At 61.6% G+C, this 23,062-nt stretch carries 4 protein-coding genes; 1 reads left to right on the plus strand and 3 read right to left on the minus strand.

The window, feature by feature from the left end; genetic code table 11:
* Positions 1–349: 349 nt before the first annotated feature.
* From ACI514_RS24600 to ACI514_RS24610, 3 genes are read right to left on the minus strand one after another with little or no spacing between them, the layout of a single operon-like run.
* The gene (locus ACI514_RS24600) at positions 350–1,717 is read right to left on the minus strand and encodes an HlyD family type I secretion periplasmic adaptor subunit (protein ID WP_007918311.1); all 1,368 of its coding nucleotides are present in this window, start codon (positions 1,715–1,717) and stop codon (positions 350–352) included.
* Complete coding sequence (locus ACI514_RS24605; protein WP_160054610.1) at positions 1,707–3,863, minus strand: type I secretion system permease/ATPase; 2,157 nt, start codon at positions 3,861–3,863, stop codon at positions 1,707–1,709. The genes ACI514_RS24600 and ACI514_RS24605 overlap by 11 nt, the downstream gene beginning before the upstream one ends.
* 34 nt (positions 3,864–3,897) lie before the next feature.
* Positions 3,898–5,247: a TolC family outer membrane protein gene (locus ACI514_RS24610; protein ID WP_007918308.1), complete on the minus strand. Its 1,350-nt coding sequence runs from the start codon at positions 5,245–5,247 to the stop codon at positions 3,898–3,900.
* Positions 5,248–5,604: 357 nt separating this feature from the next.
* Between ACI514_RS24610 and ACI514_RS24615 the strand changes: the two genes are divergently transcribed.
* Complete coding sequence (locus ACI514_RS24615) at positions 5,605–23,043, plus strand: immunoglobulin-like domain-containing protein (protein ID WP_405122555.1); 17,439 nt, start codon at positions 5,605–5,607, stop codon at positions 23,041–23,043.
* The last annotated feature ends 19 nt before the right edge of the window (positions 23,044–23,062 follow it).

Genomic DNA, 23,062 nt, shown 5'->3' on the forward strand with positions numbered 1-23,062 from the left:
TCCCACGCACGGCGCGCTCATGGGCGCGCTCGTCGATCAGACACTCACGCTGGATTGCGTGTTGGTTCAGGTCGTGCGGCGCGCCGATTGGTCGGCAGGTACGCAGGGGGATGACTTTATAGCTATAAGAATAGGAAATTAAATACCGTTAATGAATAACGATATGGCGAATGGTGAGGAATGGACTGAGTGGTGAGTGACGGTTTTTGTCACTTACTGACAGGGATGCGGTATTCCCACTGACGCCTTCGCGAGCAGGCTCGCTCCAGGGATCGCATTCCATCTGGAGAAATGCGATTACTGTAGGAGTGAGCCTGCTCGCGATGAGGCCAGTGAGGCCACTAAAAAATCAACGCTCGTGCAACGCCTCGGCCCGCGCGCGGATGATCGGCTTGAGCAGATAACTCAACACCGACTTCTTGCCGGTAATGATGTCCACCGACGCGACCATCCCCGGGATGATCAGCAATGGCTTCTCGTCCGTGCCGAGGTGGCTGCGCTCAGTACGCACCTTGATGATGTAGTACGTGGTTTTCTTGTCTTCGTCGGTAATGGTGTCGGCACCGATCTGCTCGAGCTTGGCTTTGAGCCCGCCGTAAATGGTGTAGTCGTACGCGGTGAACTTGACGATCGCTTCCTGCCCCGGATGCAGGAAGGCAATGTCTTGCGGACGGATTTTCGCTTCGACCAGCAAGGTGTCATCCAGCGGTACGATTTCGACCATGTCACTGCCTGGCTGGATCACGCCGCCGATGGTGTTGACCAGCAACTTGTTGACGATACCGCGCACCGGCGATGTCACCAGCGTGCGGCTGACGCGGTCTTCCAGCGCCTTGCCGGTGGCGCTGGCCTTGTTCAGGTCGGTGCGCGCCTCGTTGAGTTGGGTCAGCGCTTCGCTGCGGAATTTGCCGCGCGTCTCGTCGATCTTGCGCTGCACTTCCTTGATCGCCGATTCGGCACGCGGAATCGCCAGCGTCGTTGCATCCAGCTGACCGCGGGTTTCCACCTCGGCACGCTTCAGACGCAAGACTTCCACCGGCGACACCGCGCCCTGCGCCACCAGCGGCTCGGACATGTTGATTTCCTGACGCTGCAAGCCGAGTTGCTGACGATACTGCGCTTGCTTGGAGGCGAATTCGCGCAGCTCTTGCTGACGCTGAATCAACTGCTCCTGCAAACCACCGATCTCGTCGTGCAACTGCTGGCGGCGGCTGATGTACAGCGACTCTTCGCTTTTCGCCTGACCCGGCACGGCTTTAAGTACGTCCTCGGGGAAATTCAGCGGGCGGTCATCGACCTCGGCGCTGAGGCGTTCTACGCGCAGCAGCATCGACAGGCGATCAGCTTCGGTTTCGCCAACGTTGGAAGCAAATCGCGTGTCGTCGAGGCGAATCAACGGCGCGCCTGCTTCAACAATCTGGCCTTCCTTGACGAACAGTTCGGAGATGATCCCGCCCTCAAGGTTCTGGATTTTCTGGATCTTCGACGACGGAATCGCCTTGCCGTCGCCCTTGGTCACTTCGTCGATCACGGCGAAGTTGGCCCACAGCAGCAGGAAGATAAAGAAGCCGATGATCGCCCAGATGGTCAGGCGTACGACGCGCGGGGCGTCTTCGATCAGCGCTTTGTTGACCTCCGGCAGGGGCTGGCCCTGCAACGATGCCGAGCCTTTGAAGTAGCGACGGATCGAATCCTTGAAACCCGACTTAAGCAACACTGATCTGCCCCTTCTTCAACGCTTCCATCACGGCGGCTTTCGGGCCATCGGCGAGAATCTGTCCACGGTCGATCACCAGCAGACGATCGACCAGCGACAACAGTGAAGCCCGGTGCGTCACCAGCACCACGGTCTTGTTTTCAATGACGGCGGCGAGGCGTTGCTTGAGGCGTTCTTCACCGGTGTTGTCCATCGCACTGGTCGGCTCGTCCATGAGCAAAATCGGTGGGTTGAGCAACAAGGCCCGAGCCAGCGCAACGTTCTGCCGTTGACCGCCGGAGAGGTTCTGCCCGCGCTCGCCGACTTGCAGTTCGTAACCTTGCGGGTGCAGGCGGGCGAATTCGTGGACGCCAGCCAGTTCGGCCGCCTGCAGGACCAGCTCGTCTTCGACATAACGTGCGCCGGAGACGAGGTTGTCACGCAGGGTGCCGGCCAGCAGTTGAATGTCTTGCGGCACGTAGCCGATGTTGTAACGCAGTTCGCTGACGTCGATCTGACGAATATCCACACCGTCGACCAACAACGCGCCGTCGTCCGGCTGATACAGACCCACCAGCAGTTTCGCCAGCGAACTCTTGCCCGAGCCGCTGCGGCCGATGATGCCGATTTTCTCGCCGGGACGGATCACCAGATTGATGTTCTTCAGCGCCGGGTTCTGTTGTTCCGGATAAGTGAAGTTGAGCTGGCGGCACTCGATCGCGCCTTGCAGAACCTTGCGGCTCAGCGGGCGCTCTTCGAAGTTGCGTTCTTGCGGCAGCTCCATCATCTGGTCGACCGAAGTCATGGTCACCCGTGCCTGCTGGTAACGGGTCAACAAACCCGAAAGCGACGCCAGCGGGCTCAGTGCGCGGCCGCTGAGCATGTAGCAGGCAATCAGACCGCCCATACTCAGGTTACCGGCGATGATCTGGTAGACGCCGAAGACGATCATGATCACCCCGGCCAGTTGCTGGATCAGCAGGGTGATGTTCATCGCCAGACCGGAGAGCATTTTCACTCGCAGCTCGAGGCGGCTGAGGGTGCCAATGGTCTGTTCCCACTGGTACTGGCGCTCGCTCTCGGCGTTGTTGACCTTGACCGCGTCGAGGCCGGCGAGGGTTTCGATCAGGCTCGACTGGCGCTCGGCACCGAGGGCCATGGTGCGTTCCATGGTGGCCACCAGCGGCTTCTGCAAGGCGTAGCCGATCAGCAACGCAATCGGGAACGCCAGCACCGGAATCCACACCAGATGCCCGCCGAGAATGGCGATGACGATGAAGATGAGGATGGTGAACGGCAGGTCGATCAGGCTGGTCAGGGTCAGCGAGGCAAGGAAGTCGCGCAGGCTCTGAAACTCGTGGATGTTCTGCGCAAAACTGCCGACCCGTGCCGGACGGTACTTCATGGCCATGCCGACGATGCGCTCGAACAGCGTAGCGGAAATGATCAGGTCGGTTTTCTTCCCGGCCAGATCCAGGCACAGGGCGCGCAGACTCTTGAGCACCAGGTCGAAGATGTAGGCACCGGTGATACCCAACGCCAGCACCCACAGGGTGGCTTCGGCCTGGTTCGGCACCACGCGGTCGTAGACGTTCATCACGAACAGCGGCGCGGCCATGGCGATGATGTTGATCAGGAAACTCGCGGCGATGGCATCGGCGTACAGCCAGCGCGAACGCTTGAGGGTGTCGCGAAACCACGAGCGCGCACGCGGAATCAGCGTGCCGTGGTTGACGTCGAATTTGTGTTGCGGTTGGGCGAAGAACACTTTGCCGGTGTAATCGTCGGCGAGTAGTTCGCGACTGACCACGGATTCGCCGCCATCGCTTTCGCTGAGCAGCACCCGAGCCTCGTCGTCACCTTGCCAGCCCAACAGAACGGCACTGCGGCCATCCTTGAGCAGCAGCAACGCCGGCATGGCGATCGCCGGAATTTCTTCCAGTTTGCGCTGCAGCACTCGACCTTGCAGACCGGCGCGAGCCGCCGCGCGGGGCAGCAACTCGACACTCAGGCGTTGTTTGGGCAGCGGCAGGCCCGTGGTCAGCATCGCCGCGCTGGCGGGTTTCTGATGGAGCATGCAAAGGGCGAGCAGACCGTCCAGTAACGGATCGTCGTGCAACGCGCGTGGATCATGACTGAGTTGAACTCGACTGACTTCTGATTCCACGCTCGACACTCTTTGACAGTTGAAAAGGGATAACTCAATTCATCCCAGGCAGCTGGACCTTGGGCTTCACGTCGTTCTGCACAACGGATGCCAACGGTGCGACCACTCCCTGGCTTCTGAGCAACTCGCCCATGGTCGCCTTGATTCGGTACTGAGTAAATAACTGAATGTTTTTGATTTCAGCCAGACGCCGCGAAGCGGTGAACAACTCGTTTTCGCTGTCAAGCAAATCGAGCAGGGTGCGTTCGCCGAGGCTGAACTGACGCTGGTAGGCGGTGCGCACCGAGGTGCTGTGATCGACGTACTGCTGCGCGATCGGCACCTGCGCGTTAGCGTTGTTCAAGGCGTTCCAGGCCAGACCCAGCTCTTCGTTCAACTGACGCAAAGCGTTGTTGCGGATGTCCAGCGCCTGGTTCGACAGGTACGACTTGGACTCCAGATCGGCCTTGTTGCTGCCACCGGAATACAGGTTGAAGCGCATGCGCAGCATGGCTTGCCACTCGTTGTTGTGACCGTTCTGGCCGTCGAGATCGTTGTCGGCGGTACGGCCCAGTTCGGCGTCGAAACGTGGGTAGAAGGTCGACTTGGCGGTTTCGTACTGCTTCTCGGCAGCGGCGATGTCGGATTCGGCCGAGCGCAGGATCGGGCTGTTTTCCAGCATCTGCTGGCGCGCTTCATTGAGGTTGGCCGGCATCATCGCCATGAACGGCGCCGGACGCTCGAGTTGATCGGGCATCTGGCCGACGGCGCTGAGGAAGTTGGTTTCCGAGTCGGCGAGGTTGGTTTGCTCGGTGATCAGGTTGTTGCGGGCCTGGGCCATCCGCGCTTCGGCCTGATCAAGATCGGCGCCACTGCCGACGCCGCGCTGGGTGCGCAGCTGGATCTGGTCGTAGATGCGCTGGTGGCTTTTGAGGTTTTCTTCGGCCAGACGCACGAATTCGCGACGGGTCAACACGTCCAGGTAGACCTGGGCAACTGTCAACGCTGTGCGCTCGGAAGTGCCAAGCAGCGAATAGGCGCGAGAGTTAACGGTGGCTTGTTGACGCCCGACTTCGCTGGACGTCGCAAAACCGTCAAAGACCATTTGCGAGAGACGTAAACTTGACTCGCTGCGATTCAGGGTTTCGTAGTGGTTACCGGAATTGGCGCGGGTGGTGACGCTGTCGGTACCCTCACGGCCATAACCGCCGAGCAGATCGACCTTCGGCAGGTATCCCCCTTTCGCCGCTCTTAATTGATAATCCGCCGCCAAACGACTGTTGACCCCTGCCTGGATTTCCGGATGGACATCCAGTGCCTGCTGCATGGCTTCTGGTAAGGATTGTGCTTGTACAAAAGAGGCGGCGAGAGCGAAGGGTACGGCGAAAAGCAGGGGCGAACGCATGATAGGAATTTCCCAGAACTTCTTGTCTTGAATCACAGCAAAACGTGGCGCTGCGTCGGATGATGGCAACCAGATTGACCGTATGTCGGAAAGTTCAAAACAGGAACTGGATCACACGCTGAAGGACAGGTCGCCGCGGAAATATCAATGTGACATTAGTGGGGCGATTGTTTAGGATGGCACCCAGAAGGTCAATAGTTTGGCATAAAGTTAATAGCGAAAGAATATAGCCAAATTATTGACGAAAACACGCGTCAAACTTGTTTCGCAAATTTTTAAAGTACGTCCAGACTGAATCGGCGCCCATGCCGTCAGGTCCATGGAAGTCAACTGAACGTGACACCCGGAGAGTCTTCAATGAGCAGTGTTGTTGCCATCGTCAAAAGCATTGTCGGTCAGGTATTCGTGGTGTCCCCAGAGGGCGTGCGTCGCGTACTCGTTGAAGGCGATCGCCTGTTCGTTGGCGACCAGATCGACACCGGCCTCTCCGGCGCCGTGTCACTTGAATTGGCTGATGGCCGCACCCTCGATCTGGGTCGCGAAACCCAGTGGAGCGCCACCGCGCCCGACTCCAGCAAGGACCTGGCTGAGGCCACCGCGCAGGCTGCGCCGTCGGTAGCAGAACTGCAGCAAGCCATCGCCGCCGGTGTCGACCCGACTACCGCCCTCGATGCCACCGCTGCCGGCCCGAGCGCCGCAGGCACTGGCGGTGCCGCCGGTGGCGGTCACAGTTTCGTGATGCTCGACGCCACCGCTGGCCGCGTTGACCCGACCATTGGTTTCCCGACCGCAGGCATCAATGCTGCCGGTCAAACCGCGCAAAACATCACCGGCGGCCAGACCACCGATACCACCACCAACGCCCTGCGTGAGTCGACCCTGAGCCTCAGCGCCACGCCGACCATCACCGAAGCCGGCGGCGTGCTGGTGTACACCGCAACCCTGACCCAGGCGCCGCTGACCGACCTGACCATCACCCTGTCCAACGGCGTGGTGATCGTGATTACAGCCGGCTCCACCACGGGCACCGTCAACGTGCCGCTGGCGCCGAACGACACCGTTTATAACGACCCGACCCAGATCGACGTGACCGTCACCGGCACCACCGGCGGCAATGGCATCACCGTGACGCCGCCGACCACTCCGGCCACGACCCAGGTCACCGACACCATCGACACCACCACCGTCACCCTGACGGCGGGGCCGAGTGTCACCGAAGGCGGGCAGATCACTTACACCGCAACGCTGACCAACCCGGCGCAAACCCCGGTGACCGTCACCCTGTCGAACGGCTCGACCATCACCATCGGCGCCGGCCAGACCACGGGCACCGTCAACGTGCCGACCCCGGCCAACGACGTCTATAACAATGGCAGCACCGTCACCACCACCATCACCGGTGCCAGCGGCGGCAACTTCGAAAACCTGGTCCCAAACACGACGCCAGCGGTGACTACCATCACCGACTCGATCGACACCACTAACCTGACCCTGACCGCCACCGGCACAGTGGTCGAGGGTGGCCAGATCACCTACACCGCAACGCTGACCAACCCGGCGCAAACCCCGGTGACCGTCACCCTGTCGAACGGTTCGACCATTACCATTGAAGCCGGCCAGACCACGGGCACCGTCAACGTGCCGACCGCGGCCAATGACGTTTACAACAATGGCGGCACCGTCAGCACCACCATTACCGGCGCTACTGGCGGCAATTTTGAAAGCCTGGTGCCGAACACTACGCCGGCGACCACCACGGTCACCGATTCGATCGACACCACCAGCGTCAGCCTCACCGCCACCGGCACAGTCGTTGAAGGCGGCCAGATCACTTACACCGCGACGCTGAGCAACGCCGCGCAAACTCCGGTGACGATCACTCTGTCGAACGGTTCGACCATCACCATTGAAGCCGGCAAGACCACGGGCTCGGTCAACGTGCCAACCGCGGCCAACGACGTTTACAACAATGGCAGTACCGTCAGCACCACCATCACTGGCGCTACCGGTGGCAACTTCGAAAACCTGGTGCCGAACACGACGCCAGCGACCACCACCATTACCGACTCGATCGACGACACCAACCTGTCGCTGACAGCGACCGGGACTGTGGCCGAAGGTGGTTCGATTGTTTACACCGCGACCCTGACCAACCCGGCCGGCACACCAGTCTCCGTGACCTTGAGCAATGGTTCGGTGATCACCATCGAGGCGGGCAAGACCACCGGCACCGTGACCGTTCCGGCGCCAGCCGATGACGTCTATAAAGACGCCGGCAAAGTTGAAGTGACTATCAAGGACGCTTCCGGCGGCAACTTCGAGAACCTGGTGCCGAGCACCGTTCCAGCCGTGACCGAAGTCACCGACACCATCGACACCTCGACCGTTAAATTGACGGCCGACACCTCCGTCGCTGAAGGCGGCACCGTCACTTACACCGCCACTGTCGGCGCGCCGGTGACCGGTTCGCCTGTCATCGTGACCCTGGCCAACGGTCAGAGCATTACCATCGAAGTCGGCAAAACAACCGGCACCGTGACCACCACCGCGCCTAACGATGCGTTGACCGGCAATGCGCCGCTGACCAACTCGATCACTGGGGTTTCGGGCGGCAATTACGAAGATCTGGTTGCCGACAAGACTCCGGTTTCAACCAGCGTTACCGATGTTGCCGACACCACCAACCTGTCGCTCAGCGCCACCGGTTCTGTGGCTGAAGGCGGCCAGATCACTTACACCGCGACCCTGACCAACGCCGCAGGTTCGCCTGTCACCGTAACCCTGTCGAACGGTTCGGTGATCACCATCGAAGCCGGCAAAACCACCGGCACCGTGACCGTCGCCGCACCAGCCGATGACGTCTACAAAGACGCCGGCAAAGTCGAAGTCACGATCAAGGACGCCAGCGGCGGCAACTTCGAGAACCTCGTTCCGAGCACCGCTCCGGCCGTCACCGACGTAACCGATACCGTCGACACCACCACGGTCAAACTGACCGCCACCGAGTCGACGGCTGAAGGTGGCACCGTCACTTACACCGCGACTATTGGCGCTCCGGTGACCGGTTCACCAGTTGTGGTGACCCTGGCCAACGGTCAAAACATCACTATCGAAGTGGGTAAAACCACCGGCACAGTGACCACCACGGCACCGAATGACGCGTTGACCGGCCATGCACCGATCACCAACGCGATCACGGGCGTGAGCGGCGGCAATTACGAAGATCTCGTCGCCGACAAAACCCCGGTCAGCACCACTGTGACTGACACCACTGACACCACCGACCTGATACTGAGTGCGACCGGCACCGTGGCTGAAGGCGGCCAGATCACCTACACCGCGACCCTGACCAATGCCGCAGGCTCGCCCGTCACCGTGACCCTGTCGAACGGTTCGGTGATCACCATTGAAGCCGGTAAAACCAGCGGTACCGTGACCGTCGCAGCCCCAGCCGATGACGTCTACAAGGACGCCGGCAAAGTCGAAGTGACCATCAAGGACGCCACCGGCGGCAACTTCGAGAACCTCGTTCCGAGCACCGCCCCAGCCGTCACCGACGTCACTGACACCATCGACACTTCGACGGTGAAACTGACCGCGACCGAAACCGCAGCTGAAGGCGGCACCGTCACTTACACCGCGACCGTCGGCGCGCCAGTCACCGGCTCGCCGGTCATCGTGACCCTGGCCAACGGTCAGACCATCACCATCGCCGTCGGCCAGACCACCGGCACCGCGACTGCCACCGCACCGAACGATGCGCTGACCGGTCATGCTCCACTGACCAACTCAATCACCGAGGTCAGCGGCGGCAATTACGAAAATCTGGTCGCTGACAAAACCCCGGTCAGCACCACCGTGACCGACACCACCGACACCACCAACCTGACGCTCAGCGCCACCGGTACCGTGGCTGAAGGCGGCTCGATCGTTTACACCGCGACCCTGACCAACGCAGCAGGCTCGCCCGTCACCGTGACCCTGAGCAATGGCTCGGTAATCACCATCGAAGCGGGCAAAACCACCGGCACCGTGACCGTCGCTGCACCTGCCGATGACGTCTATAAGGACGCCGGCAAAGTCGAAGTCACCATCAAGGACGCCACCGGCGGCGACTTCGAGAACCTGGTGCCAAGCACCGTTGCAGCCGTGACCGACGTCACTGACACCATCGACACCTCGACGGTGAAGCTGACTGCCACCGAAACTGCTGCTGAAGGTGGCACCGTCACCTACACCGCCACTGTTGGCGCGCCAGTGACCGGCTCGCCAGTCGTAGTCACCCTGGCTAACGGCCAAAGCATCACCATCGCTGTCGGCCAAACCACCGGCACCGTGTCGACCACCGCACCGAACGACGTGCTCGCCGGCCATGCACCACTGACCAACGCAATCACCAACGTCAGCGGCGGCAACTACGAAAACCTGGTCGCCGATAAAACCCCGGTCAGCACCACCGTGACCGACACCGTCGACACCACCACCGTTTCGCTGACCGCCACCGGCAACGTCAACGAAGGCGGTTCGATCGTTTACACCGCAACCCTGACCAATCCGGCCGGCACGCCGGTGACCGTGACCCTGAGCAACGGTTCGACCATCACCATCGACGCCGGCAAGACCACCGGTACCGTGACCGTCCCAGCCCCGGCCGATGACGTCTACAAAGACGCCGGCAAAGTCGAAGTGACCATCAAGGGCACCGACGGCGGCAACTTCGAAAATCTGGTGGCCAATCCGACGCCAGCGGTGACCAATGTTGCCGACACCATCAACACCACGCACCTGACCCTCAGCGCCGAAAGCTATGTGCTTGAAGGCACGTCGATCACCTACACCGCGACCCTGACCAACGCCGCGCAAACGCCGGTGACCGTCAACCTGAGCAACGGCCAGACCATCACCATCGAGGCTGGCAAAACCAGCGGTTCGGTGACCATCGCCGCGCCGAGCGACGACGTCTACAAAGACGTCAGCAAGCTCACCGTGACCATGACCGATGCGACTGGCGGCAACTTCGAGAAGCTTGATGTCAGCAAGACCCCGGTCAGCACCACCGTCAATGACACCATCGACAAAACCACGCTGACCCTCAGCGCCAGCGACACCGTCAGCGAAGGTGGCCAGATCACCTACACCGCGACCCTGAGCAACCCGGCCGGCACCGCTATGACCGTGACCCTGGCCAACGGCGCGGTGATCAACATCGCCGCCGGCGCCACCAGCGGTTCGGTGAACTTCGCTGCGCCTGCCAATACGCCGTACATCGACGGCGGCAAGGTACAGACTGCGATCGCCAGCCACAGTGGCGGCAACTTCGAACAGGTCGATGCCAACCGTTCCGCGGTGGTCACCACCGTGACCGACACCGTCGACACCACCAATATCAGCCTGAGCGCCACCGGCTCGGTTGCCGAGGGCGGCTCGATCGTCTACACCGCGAGCCTGACCAACCCGGCAGGCACGGCGATGACCGTGACCCTGAGCAACGGCGCGGTGATCAACATCGCCAAGGGCGCGACCACCGGCACCGCGACCGTCGCAGCACCGGCCGATGACGTCTACAAGGACGCTGGCAAGGTCGATGCGAGCATCACCAAGACCACCGGCGGCAACTTCGAGAACCTGGTGGTCGACAAGACTCCAGCGGTCACCGACGTGACCGACACCATCGACAACAGCACCGTTTCGCTGACCGCTACCGCCAGCACCACTGAAGGCGGCGTGGTGGTTTACACCGCCTCCGTAACCGCTCCAGTCACCGGCGCGCCGGTTGTGGTGACTCTGTCCAACGGCCAGACCATCACCATTCCGGTCGGCGCCAGCAGCGGCAGTGTCAACTTCACCGCACCGAACGATGCCCTCGCTGGCGGCAACACGCTGAGCGTGAAAATCGACGGCGCCAGCGGCGGCAACTACGAAAACCTTGTGGCCGACAAAACTCCGGCCGTGACGTCGGTGACCGACACCGTCGACACCACCAACCTGTCGCTGAGTGCGACTGGCACCGTGGCTGAGGGTGGTTCGATTGTTTACACCGCGACCCTGACCAACCCGGCTGGCACGCCAGTCACCGTGACATTGAGCAACGGCTCGGTGATCACCATCGAGGCCGGCAAAACCACTGGCACGGTGACCGTTGCGGCGCCTGCCGATGACGTCTACAAGGACGCCGGCAAAGTCGAAGTCACGATCAAGGACGCCACAGGCGGCAACTTCGAAAACCTGGTGCCAAGCACCACGCCAGCCGTTACCGATGTGACTGACACCATCGACACCTCGACCGTGAAGCTGACGGCCGACACCACTGTCGCTGAAGGTGGCACTGTCACTTACACCGCCACTGTCGGCGCGCCGGTCACCGGTTCGCCTGTCGTGGTCACTCTGGCTAACGGCCAGAGCATCATCATTGAAGTCGGCAAAACCACTGGCACCGTGACGTTCACTGCGCCGAACGATGCGCTGACCGGTCAGGCGTCGCTGGGTAATTCGATCACTGGTGTCAGCGGCGGCAACTACGAGAACCTCGTGGCCGACAAGACTCCGGTGTCGACCAAAGTTACTGACACCGTCGACACCACCGATCTGTCCCTCAGCGCCACCAATTCGGTGGCCGAGGGCGGTTCGATCATCTACACGGCGACCCTCACCAACCCGGCCGGTACGCCGGTGACCGTGACCCTGAGCAACGGCTCGGTGATCACCATTGAAGCGGGCAAGACCACCGGCACCGTCACCGTTGCGGCGCCTGCCGATGACGTCTACAAAGACGCCGGCAAAGTCGAAGTGACAATCAAAGATGCAACCGGCGGCAACTTCGAGAATCTGGTGCCGAGCACTGTTCCGGCCGTGACCGAAGTCACCGACACCATCGACACCAGCACCGTCAAACTGACCGCCACCGAGTCTGCGGCTGAAGGTGGCACCGTCACTTACACCGCCACCGTCGGTGCACCAGTCACCGGCTCGCCTGTCGTCGTGACCTTGGCCAACGGTCAGAACATCACCATCGAAATCGGCAAAACCACCGGCACCGTCACCACCACCGCACCGAATGATGCGTTGAACGGCCACACCCCGCTGACCAATGCGATCACTGGCGTTTCCGGCGGTAATTACGAAAACCTCGTCGCCGATAAAACTCCGGTCAGCACCACCGTGACCGACACCGTCGACACCACCGATTTGACGCTGACCGCGACTGGCACCGTGGCTGAAGGCGGTTCGATTGTTTACACCGCGACCCTGACCAACCCGGCCGGCACGCCGGTGACCGTGACCCTGAGCAATGGCTCGGTGATCACCATCGAAGCGGGCAAAACCACTGGCACCGTGTCAGTTCCTGCGCCCGCCGATGACGTCTACAAAGACGCCGGCAAAGTCGAAGTGACCATCAAGGACGCCACCGGCGGCGATTTCGAGAACCTCGTTCCGAGCACCACGCCAGCCGTTACCGACGTCACTGATACCATCGACACTTCGACGGTCAAACTGACCGCCACCGAGTCAGCGGCTGAAGGTGGCACCGTCACCTACACCGCCACTGTCGGTGCACCTGTGACCGGTTCGCCAGTTGTCGTGACCCTGGCCAACGGTCAGAACATCACCATCGAAGTGGGTAAAACCACCGGCACCGTGACCACCACCGCACCAAACGATGCGTTAACCGGCCATGCGCCGCTGACCAACTCGATCACTGGCGTAACCGGCGGCAACTACGAAAACCTCGTAGCCGACAAAACCCCGGTCAGCACCAACGTGACTGATACCGTCGACACCACCAACCTGTCGCTGAGCGCCACCGGTTCGGTGAACGAAGGCGGCCAGATCACCTACACCGCAACCCTGACCAACGCGGCTGGCTCGCCAGTCACCGTGACCCTGAGCAACGGCTCGGTGATCACCATCGACGCCGGCAAAACCACCGGCACCGTGACTGTCGACGCACCTAAAGATGACGTCTACAAAGACGCCGGCACCGTTGAAGCGACCATCAAAGGCGCGACCGGTGGCGACTTCGAAAACCTCGTTACCAGCACGACCCCGGCCGTCACCACCGTCAACGACACCATCGACACCTCCACCGTGTCGCTGACCGCCACGGCGAACGTCGCCGAAGGCGAAACCGTGGTCTACACCGCGACCGTGACCGCGCCAGTGACTGGCTCGCCGGTTGTCGTGACCCTGTCCAACGGTCAGACCATCACCATCGCTGTCGGTGAAACCACCGGCTCGGTGAACTTCGTCGCGCCGAACAGCCCGTTGGCCGGCGGTAGCTCGCTGAGCGTGACCATCGACGGCGCCACTGGCGGCAACTACGAAAAACTCGCAGTCGACGGCAAATCCGCCGACACCGCGGTTTCGGACACCACCGACACCACCAACCTGAATCTGACCGCAACCGATTCGGTAGCAGAAGGCGGTTCGATCGTTTACACCGCGACCCTGACCAACCCGGCCGGCACCCCGGTAACCGTGACCCTGAGCAACGGTTCGGTGATCACCATCGAGGCCGGCAAAACTACCGGCACCGTGACGGTTCCAGCGCCTGCCGATGACGTCTACAAAGACGCCGGCAAAGTCGAAGTGACAATCAAAGATGCAACCGGCGGCAACTTCGAGAATCTGGTGCCGAGCACCGCGCCGGCCGTGACCAACGTCACCGACACCATCGACACCACCACCGTCAAACTCACCGCGACCGAATCGGCGGCTGAGGGCGGCAGCGTGACTTACACCGCAACCGTCGGCGCGCCAGTGACCGGTTCGCCTGTGGTCGTGACCCTCGCTAACGGTCAGACCATCACCATCGGCGTCGGCCAGACCACCGGCACCGCGACCACCACCGCGCCGAACGATGCATTGACCGGCCACGCGCCGATCACCAATGCGATCACTGAGGTGAGCGGCGGCAACTACGAAAATCTGGTGGCCGACAAGACCCCGGTTTCAACCACGGTCACCGATACCGTCGACACCACTAACCTGTCGCTGAGCGCGACGGGTTCGGTTGCTGAAGGTGGCTCGATCATCTACACCGCAACGCTGACCAACGCGGCTGGCTCGCCAGTCACCGTGACCCTGTCCAACGGCGCCGTGATCACCATCGAGTCCGGCAAAACCACCGGCACCGTCACCGTCGCTGCGCCGGCGGATGACGTTTACAAAGATGCAGGCAAAGTCGAAGCAACCATTTCGACCGCGACCGGTGGCAACTTCGAAAACCTGGTGCCGAGCACCGTTCCGGCCGTGACCGAAGTCACCGACACCATCGACACCTCGACCGTCAAACTGACGGCCGATACCTCCGTGGCTGAAGGCGGCACCGTCACTTACACCGCCACTGTCGGCGCTCCAGTGACCGGCTCGCCTGTCGTGGTGACGCTGGCCAATGGTCAGAACATCACCATCGAAGTCGGTAAAACCACTGGCACCGTGACCTTCACCGCGCCGAACGATGCGCTGACCGGCCACGCACCGCTGACCAACGCGATTACCGGTGTTACCGGCGGTAATTACGAGAATCTGGTGGCCGACAAGACCCCGGTTTCGACCAACGTCACTGACACTGTCGACACCACCAATCTGTCGCTCAGTGCGACGGGATCGGTCGCTGAAGGTGGTTCGATCGTCTACACCGCGACATTGACCAACGCTGCCGGCTCGCCAGTCACCGTGACCCTGTCCAACGGTGCCGTGATCACCATCGAAGCCGGCAAAACCACTGGCACCGTGTCCGTTCCAGCGCCAGCCGATGACGTCTACAAAGACGCGGGCAAGGTTGAAGCGACGATCTCCACCGCTACCGGTGGCAACTTCGAAAACCTGGTGCCGAGCACTGTTCCGGCCGTGACCGAAGTCACCGATACCATCGACACCTCGACCGTCAAACTGACGGCAGATACATCGGTCGCTGAAGGCGGCACCGTCACTTACACCGCCACTGTAGGCGCGCCAGTAACCGGTTCGCCGGTTGTCGTGACCTTGGCCAACGGCCAGAACATCACCATCGAAGTTGGCAAAACCACCGGCACCGTGACCACCACCGCACCGAACGATGCGCTGACCGGTCAGGCGCCACTGACCAACTCGATCACCGGTGTAACCGGCGGCAACTACGAAAATCTGGTGGCCGACAAGACCCCGGTTTCAACCACGGTCACCGATACCGTCGACACCACTAACCTGTCGCTGAGCGCGACGGGGTCGGTTGCTGAAGGTGGTTCGATCATCTACACCGCAACGCTGACCAACGCGGCTGGCTCGCCAGTCACCGTGACCCTGTCCAACGGTGCCGTGATCACCATTGAGGCGGGTAAAACCACTGGCACCGTCACCGTCGCTGCGCCGGCGGATGACGTTTACAAAGATGCCGGCAAAGTCGAAGCAACCATTTCGACCGCGACTGGCGGCAACTTCGAGAACCTGGTTCCGAGCACTGTTCCGGCTGTGACCAACGTCACCGACACCATCGACACCACCACCGTCAAACTGACAGCGACAGAGTCGGCAGTAGAGGGTGGCAACGTCACCTACACCGCGACTGTCGGCGCGCCAGTCACCGGCTCGCCGGTTGTCGTAACCTTGGCCAACGGTCAGACGATCACCATCGGCGTCGGCCAGACCACCGGTACCGCGACCACCACGGCGCCAAACGACGCATTGACTGGCCACGCTCCGCTGACCAACGCGATCACCAACGTGACCGGCGGCAACTACGAAAACCTTGTTGCCGACAAGACACCGGTTTCGACCAACGTCACCGACACTGTTGACACGACCAACCTGTCGCTGAGCGCGACCGGCACCGTGGCTGAGGGTGGCTCGATTGTTTACACCGCGACGCTGACCAACGCGGCTGGTTCGCCAGTCACCGTGACCCTGTCGAACGGCGCGGTGATTACCATCGAAGCCGGCAAAACCACCGGTACCGTGACTGTTCCTGCGCCAGCCGATGACGTCTACAAAGACGCGGGCAAAGTCGAAGCGACGATTTCGACGGCAACGGGCGGCAACTTCGAGAACCTGGTGCCGAGCACGACGCCGGCTGTGACCAGCGTCACCGACACCATCGACACCACCACCGTGAAACTGACGGCCACCGAGTCGGCGGCTGAGGGTGGCAACGTCGTCTACACCGCAACCGTCGGCGCACCGGTAACCGGCTCGCCAGTTATCGTGAATTTGGCCAATGGTCAAACCATCACCATCGGTGTAGGCCAGACCACGGGCACCGCAACCACCGTAGCGCCAAACGATGCATTGACTGGCCACGCTCCGCTGACCAACTCGATCACCAACGTGACGGGCGGCAACTACGAGAACCTCGTGGCCGACAAAACCCCGGTCAGCACCAACGTGACTGACACCGTCGACACCACCAACCTGTCGCTCAGTGCGACCGGTTCTGTGGCTGAAGGCGGTTCGATTGTTTACACCGCTACGCTGACCAACGCCGCTGGTTCGCCAGTGACCGTCACCCTGTCGAACGGCGCCGTGATCACCATCGACGCTGGCAAAACCAGCGGCACCGTGACCGTTCCAGCGCCAGCCGATGATGTCTACAAAGACGCCGGCAACGTGCAGGCGACGATCAGCAACGCCACCGGTGGCAACTTCGAAAATCTGATGCCGAGCACGACTCCGGCTATTACCAGCGTCACCGATACCATCGACACCACCACGGTGAAACTGACCGCGACCGCCACTGCCGCTGAAGGCGGTAACGTCGTCTACACCGCAACTGTCGGCGCGCCAGTGACGGGCTCGCCAGTCGTGGTCACCCTGTCGAACGGTCAGACCATCACCATCGGTGTTGGCCAGATCACCGGCACCGCGACCACTACCGCGCCAAACGATGCGTTGACCGGTCATGCACCGCTGACAAACGCGATCACCGACGTGACCGGCGGTAACTTCGAAAACCTCGTGGCTGACAAAACGCCGGTCAGCACTACCGTGACCGACACTGTCGACACCACCAACCTGTCGCTCAGTGCGACCGGTTCTGTGGCTGAAGGCGGTTCGATTGTTTACACCGCCACGCTGACCAACGCCGCTGGTTCGCCAGTGACCGTAACCTTGTCAAACGGCGCCGTGATCACCATCGACGCCGGTAAAACCACTGGCACCGTAACCGTTCCAGCGCCAGCCGATGACGTCTACAAAGACGCGGGTACCGTGCAGGCGACCATCAGCACCGCCACCGGTGGCAACTTCGAAAACCTCGTGCCGAGCACGACTCCGGCCGTAACCAGCGTCACCGACACGATCGACACGACCACCGTAAAACTCACTGCAACCACAACTGCAGCCGAGGGCGGCAACGTTGTCTACACCGCCACGGTCGGCGCGCCAGTCACCGGTTCGCCGGTTGTCGTGACCCTGGCCAACGGTCAGACCATCACCATTGGCGTCGGCCAGACTACGGGGACTGCGACCACTACCGCACCAAACGATGCGTTGACCGGTCACGCTCCGCTGACCAACTCGATCACCAACGTCACTGGCGGCAACTACGAAAATCTCGTGGCCGACAAGACACCGGTTTCGACCAACGTCACTGACACCGTCGACACCACCAACCTGTCGCTGTCCGCGACCGGCACCGTGGCCGAAGGTGGCCAGATCACTTACACCGCGACCCTGACCAACGCCGCTGGCTCGCCAGTCACCGTAACCCTGAGCAACGGTTCGGTGATCACCATCGACGCCGGCAAAACCAGCGGCACCGTGACCGTTCCTGCACCAGCGGACGACGTCTACAAAGACGCCGGCACCGTGCAGGCCACGATCAGCAACGCCACCGGTGGCAACTTCGAAAATCTGGTGCCAAGCACGACTCCGGCTATCACCAGCGTCACCGACACCATCGACACCACTACCGTGAAGCTGACGGCAACGACCACTGCGGCAGAGGGCGGCAACGTCGTCTACACCGCGACCGTCGGTGCTCCGGTGACCGGTTCGCCTGTGGTTGTAACGCTGGCCAACGGTCAAACCATCACCATCGGTGTAGGCCAGACCACGGGCACCGCGACCACCACTGCGCCTAACGACGCATTGACCGGTCACGCGCCACTGACCAACGCGATCACCAACGTCAGCGGCGGTAACTACGAGAACCTGGTCGCCGACAAGACTCCGGTCAGCACCACTGTGACCGACACCGTCGACACCACCAACCTGTCGCTGTCCGCGACCGGCACCGTGGCCGAAGGTGGCCAGATCACTTACACCGCGACCCTGACCAACGCCGCTGGCTCGCCAGTCACCGTAACCCTGAGCAACGGTTCGGTGATCACCATCGACGCCGGCAAAACCAGCGGCACCGTGACCGTTCCTGCACCAGCGGACGACGTCTACAAAGACGCCGGCACCGTGCAGGCCACGATCAGCAACGCCACCGGTGGCAACTTCGAAAATCTGGTGCCAAGCACGACTCCGGCTATCACCAGCGTCACCGACACCATCGACACCACTACCGTGAAGCTGACGGCAACGACCACTGCGGCAGAGGGCGGCAACGTCGTCTACACCGCCACGGTCGGTGCTCCAGTGACTGGCTCGCCAGTTGTGGTAACGCTGGCCAACGGTCAGACCATCACCATCGGTGTTGGCCAGACCACCGGCACCGCGACCACCACTGCGCCTAACGACGCATTGACCGGTCACGCCCCGCTGACCAACTCGATCAACAACGTCACGGGCGGCAACTACGAAAACCTCGTCGCCGACAAAACCCCGGTCAGCACCACCGTGACCGACACCGTCGACACCACCAACCTGACGCTGTCCGCGACCGGCACCGTGGCCGAAGGTGGCCAGATCACCTACACCGCGACCCTGACCAACGCCGCTGGCTCGCCAGTCACCGTAACCCTGAGCAACGGCTCGGTAATCACCATCGACGCTGGCAAAACCACCGGCACCGTGACCGTCCCGGCTCCGGCCGATGACGTCTACAAAGACGCCGGCAACGTGCAGGCAAGCATCACCGGCACCAGCGGCGGCGGCTTCGAAAATCTGGTGACCAACAACACGCCAGCCGTGACAAGCGTCACCGACACCATCGACACCACCACCGTCAGCATCACTGGCAGCAGTTCGGTGACCGAAGGCCAGACCGCCAGCTACACGGTCAGCCTGAACCACCCGGCGCAAACCGAAGTGACCCTGAAAATCGTCTACAGCGGTACCGCCGCCGACGGTTCGGACTTCACCGGCGTGTACACCGTGAAGATCCCGGCAGGTGCGAGCAGCGCGCAGTTCAACGTCGCCACCATCGATGACAAGATCACCGAAGGCACCGAGAACTTCGTGGTCAAGATCGATTCCGCCACCGGCGGCAACTTCGAGAACCTCGCGGTCAGCGCCACCAACGGCAGCGTCAGCACCTCGATCATCGACAACGACGCGCCGCCCGTGCTCGACCTGGATGCCAACAACTCCAGCGGCGCCACCGGTGCCGACTACAAGGTGACCTTCACCGAAAACACCCCGGGCGCGGGCGTGTCGATTGCCGACACTGACATCAGCATCACCGACCCGGACAGCACCCTGCTCACCGGTGCCACCGTGGTCCTGACCAACCGTCAGGACGGCGATGCGCTGAACCTGGGCAACAGCGTCAACGGCATCACCATCAATGCCAACAGCACCAACGGCACCGTGACCCTGACCTTGTCGGGCAACGCGACACTGGCTGATTACATGCAGGCCATCAAGAACATCAGCTTCACCAATAGCAGTGAAAACCCGAGCACCGTGCCGCGGATCATCACCGTGACCGTGACCGATGGCGGCAATTACTCCAACACCGCGACCACCACGGTCAACGTGGTGGCGGTCAACGACGCTCCGGTGGCTGCACCGAGCAATGTCACCGGCACCGAAGACACGCCGCTGGTACTCGGCTGGTCGACCTTCGGCGTCACCGACGTCGACAGCCCGGCCAGCAGCCTCGGCATCAAAATCACCCAGCTGCCGGGCGAAGGCAAACTGCAGTATCTGGACGGTTCGACCTGGAAAGACGTCGCCAATAACCAGACCTTCAGCAAGGCTGACATCGACGCGGGCAAGCTGCGCTTCCTGCCGGATGCCAACGAGTCGGGCGTCAACGGTTACGGCGGCACCGGCCTGGGCAACAATCAGGCGGACTACGCGCAGATCAAATTCCAGCCAACCGACGGCCAACTGTTGGGTAACACCGGCACCGTGAAGATCGATGTCACTCCGGTGGCGGATGCGCCGACCGTGAGCGTCGCCGACAACAGCGTGAAGTCCACCGGCCTGATCAAGGAAGTCTGGACCGGCCTGTCGGGTCTGGGCACCAACGGCAACGGCGCGGATTCGACCACGTTGAAAAACGTCATCGACGGCGCCGGCACACCGAACACCAGCACTAACGTGAACAACGTCCAGTCCGACGGCAGCGTGACCGCCGGCACCGCGTCGAAGACTTCCGGCCTGATTTATCTGGAAGCCGGCAAGACCTACACCTTCAGCGGCATCGGCGATGACAGCCTGTTGGTCACCATTGGTGGCAAGAATGTGGCATCGACCACGTGGGGCGTGGGCGGCAACCTCAACGGTTCCTTCACCCCGACCACCAGCGGCTACTACACCCTGGACATCTACCACCACAACCAGAGCGGCCCGGGCAGCTACGACGTCAACCTGTCGGTCAACGGCAGTACGCCGATCGACCTGAGCAGCGCCGGCGTACCGATCTACACCGGCGTGAAGGATCTGGTGAATTCGGGCGTGACCGTCTCCGATCTGCACGGCACTAACGGCGAAGGCTATTACGACGGCTACAAACTCAACACCGGCGCCGAAGGCACCACGGTGAAACTGTCGGCGGTCACCACCGCCCTGACCGACACCGACGGCTCGGAAACCCTGAGCGTGAAGATCAGCGGCGCGCCAGTCGGCTCGGTGCTCAGCGATGGTGCGGGTCATACCTTTACTGTTACCGCCAGCAGCGGCGACGCCAACGTCACCGGCTGGAACCTCGGCAGCCTGACCGTAACGCCACCGCCGTACTACAACGGCCAGTTCAACCTGACCGTGACCTCGACCTCCACCGAGATGGTCGGCGGCTCGGCCAGCAGCACCGCGACCATTCCGGTCAGCGTGGTGCCGGCCGTCTACAACGCGGTCGTGGCGACCTCGGGCGATGACACCGTCACCGGCACCGATGGCAACGACATCATCGTCGCCGACATCGGTGGCCTGACCGTGGTCCCGGGCACCAACTACAACATCGCGTTCATGGTCGACAGCTCCGGCAGCATGAGCGCGTCGTCGCTCAACGCCGCCAAAGACTCTCTGACGTCGGTGTTCAACAGCCTCAAGCAGAGCCTGGGCGGCAGCAATTCGGGCACAGTGAACATTTTCCTCGTCGACTTCGATACCCAGGTCAACAAGTCGGTGTCGGTAAACCTCAACGACCCGAACGCGCTGACGCAACTTAAAGCGGTACTGGACTCGATGGCCTCCGGCGGCGGCACCAACTACGAGGACGTCTTCAAGACCACGGCCAACTGGTTCCAGAGCACGGAAGCGTTGGCCAACAGCGGCGCGAAGAACCTTACGTACTTCATCACCGATGGCCAGCCGACCTACTACCAGAGCGGCGAGCAGACCAACCCGACGCTGTACGGCAACGTGAAGCTCGACGATGTAGTGAAAACCAGCAACTACAAGCCGGGCGACACCTTCAGCACCTACATCGACAATACCCATGCGTTGACGATCAACAGCGCCGGCACCGTAACCCTGCAAACCTACAATTCGTGGTGGGGCTGGAGCAGCTCTAATCTGGGCACCATCCACGCGCAGGGCGACGGCACTTATGAGTTGTCGAGCCTGGCGGGTACCGGCAACAGCACTAACTCGTCGACGACCAGCAACTCGACCAGTGGTTTTGCCTTGCTCAGCGGTCTGTCGAGCGTCGAGGCTATCGGACTGAACAACGACGTCAGCCTCAACGATCTGAGACCTTACGATTCGGATAAAACACCGCAGACCAACATCGACCCAAAGGATCTGGCCAACTCGATCATCGGCCACACCGAAGCAACGATGCCGGGCAACGACACCGTCAGCGGTGGCGAGGGCAACGACATCCTCTTCGGCGATCTGGTCAGCTTCAACGGCATTGCCGGCGAGGGTTATCAGGCGATGCAGGCGTTCGTTGCCAAGGAAACCGGGGTCGACGTCAGCAAGGTCACCACCAGCAACGTGCACCAGTACATCACCGAGCACTATCAGGCGTTCGATGTGTCCGGTGCGCATGACGGTAACGACACACTGTTGGGTGGCGCGGGCAATGACATCCTCTTCGGCTCGGGCGGCAACGACTGGCTCGATGGCGGCAAAGGCAATGACATCCTGCTCGGCGGTACCGGCAACGACACGCTGATCGGCGGTCAGGGCAACGACATCCTGATCGGTGGTTCGGGTGCCGACACCTTCGTCTGGAAAGCGGGCGACACCGGCAACGACGTGATCAAGGACTTCAAGGCCAGTGAAGGTGATCGTATCGATCTGCGCGATCTGCTGCAGGGCGAGACCGGTAGCACCATCGACAACTTCCTGAAGATCACCACGGTCGATGGCACGTCGTCGCTGCAGGTCAGTTCGGCGGGCAAGTTCAACTCGGGCGACGCCGCTGCTGCAACCCCGGACGTGACGATCAAACTGGAAGGCAACAACTGGTCGAGCGCCAACATTCATAACCTGATTGCTGGCAGCGATCCGACCATCAAGGTCGACCACAACAACAGCTGATGCGTGAACAAAACGGCCG

Source organism: Pseudomonas sp. M20 (assembly GCF_045037865.1).
Taxonomy (GTDB): domain Bacteria; phylum Pseudomonadota; class Gammaproteobacteria; order Pseudomonadales; family Pseudomonadaceae; genus Aquipseudomonas.

Bases quoted from the DNA above. Each gene is read 5' to 3' on its own strand.
- ACI514_RS24610 (WP_007918308.1), bottom strand. From the start codon at position 5,247: ATGCGTTCGCCCCTGCTTTTCGCCGTACCCTTCGCTCTCGCCGCCTCT.
- ACI514_RS24615 (WP_405122555.1), top strand. From the start codon at position 5,605: ATGAGCAGTGTTGTTGCCATCGTCAAAAGCATTGTCGGTCAGGTATTC.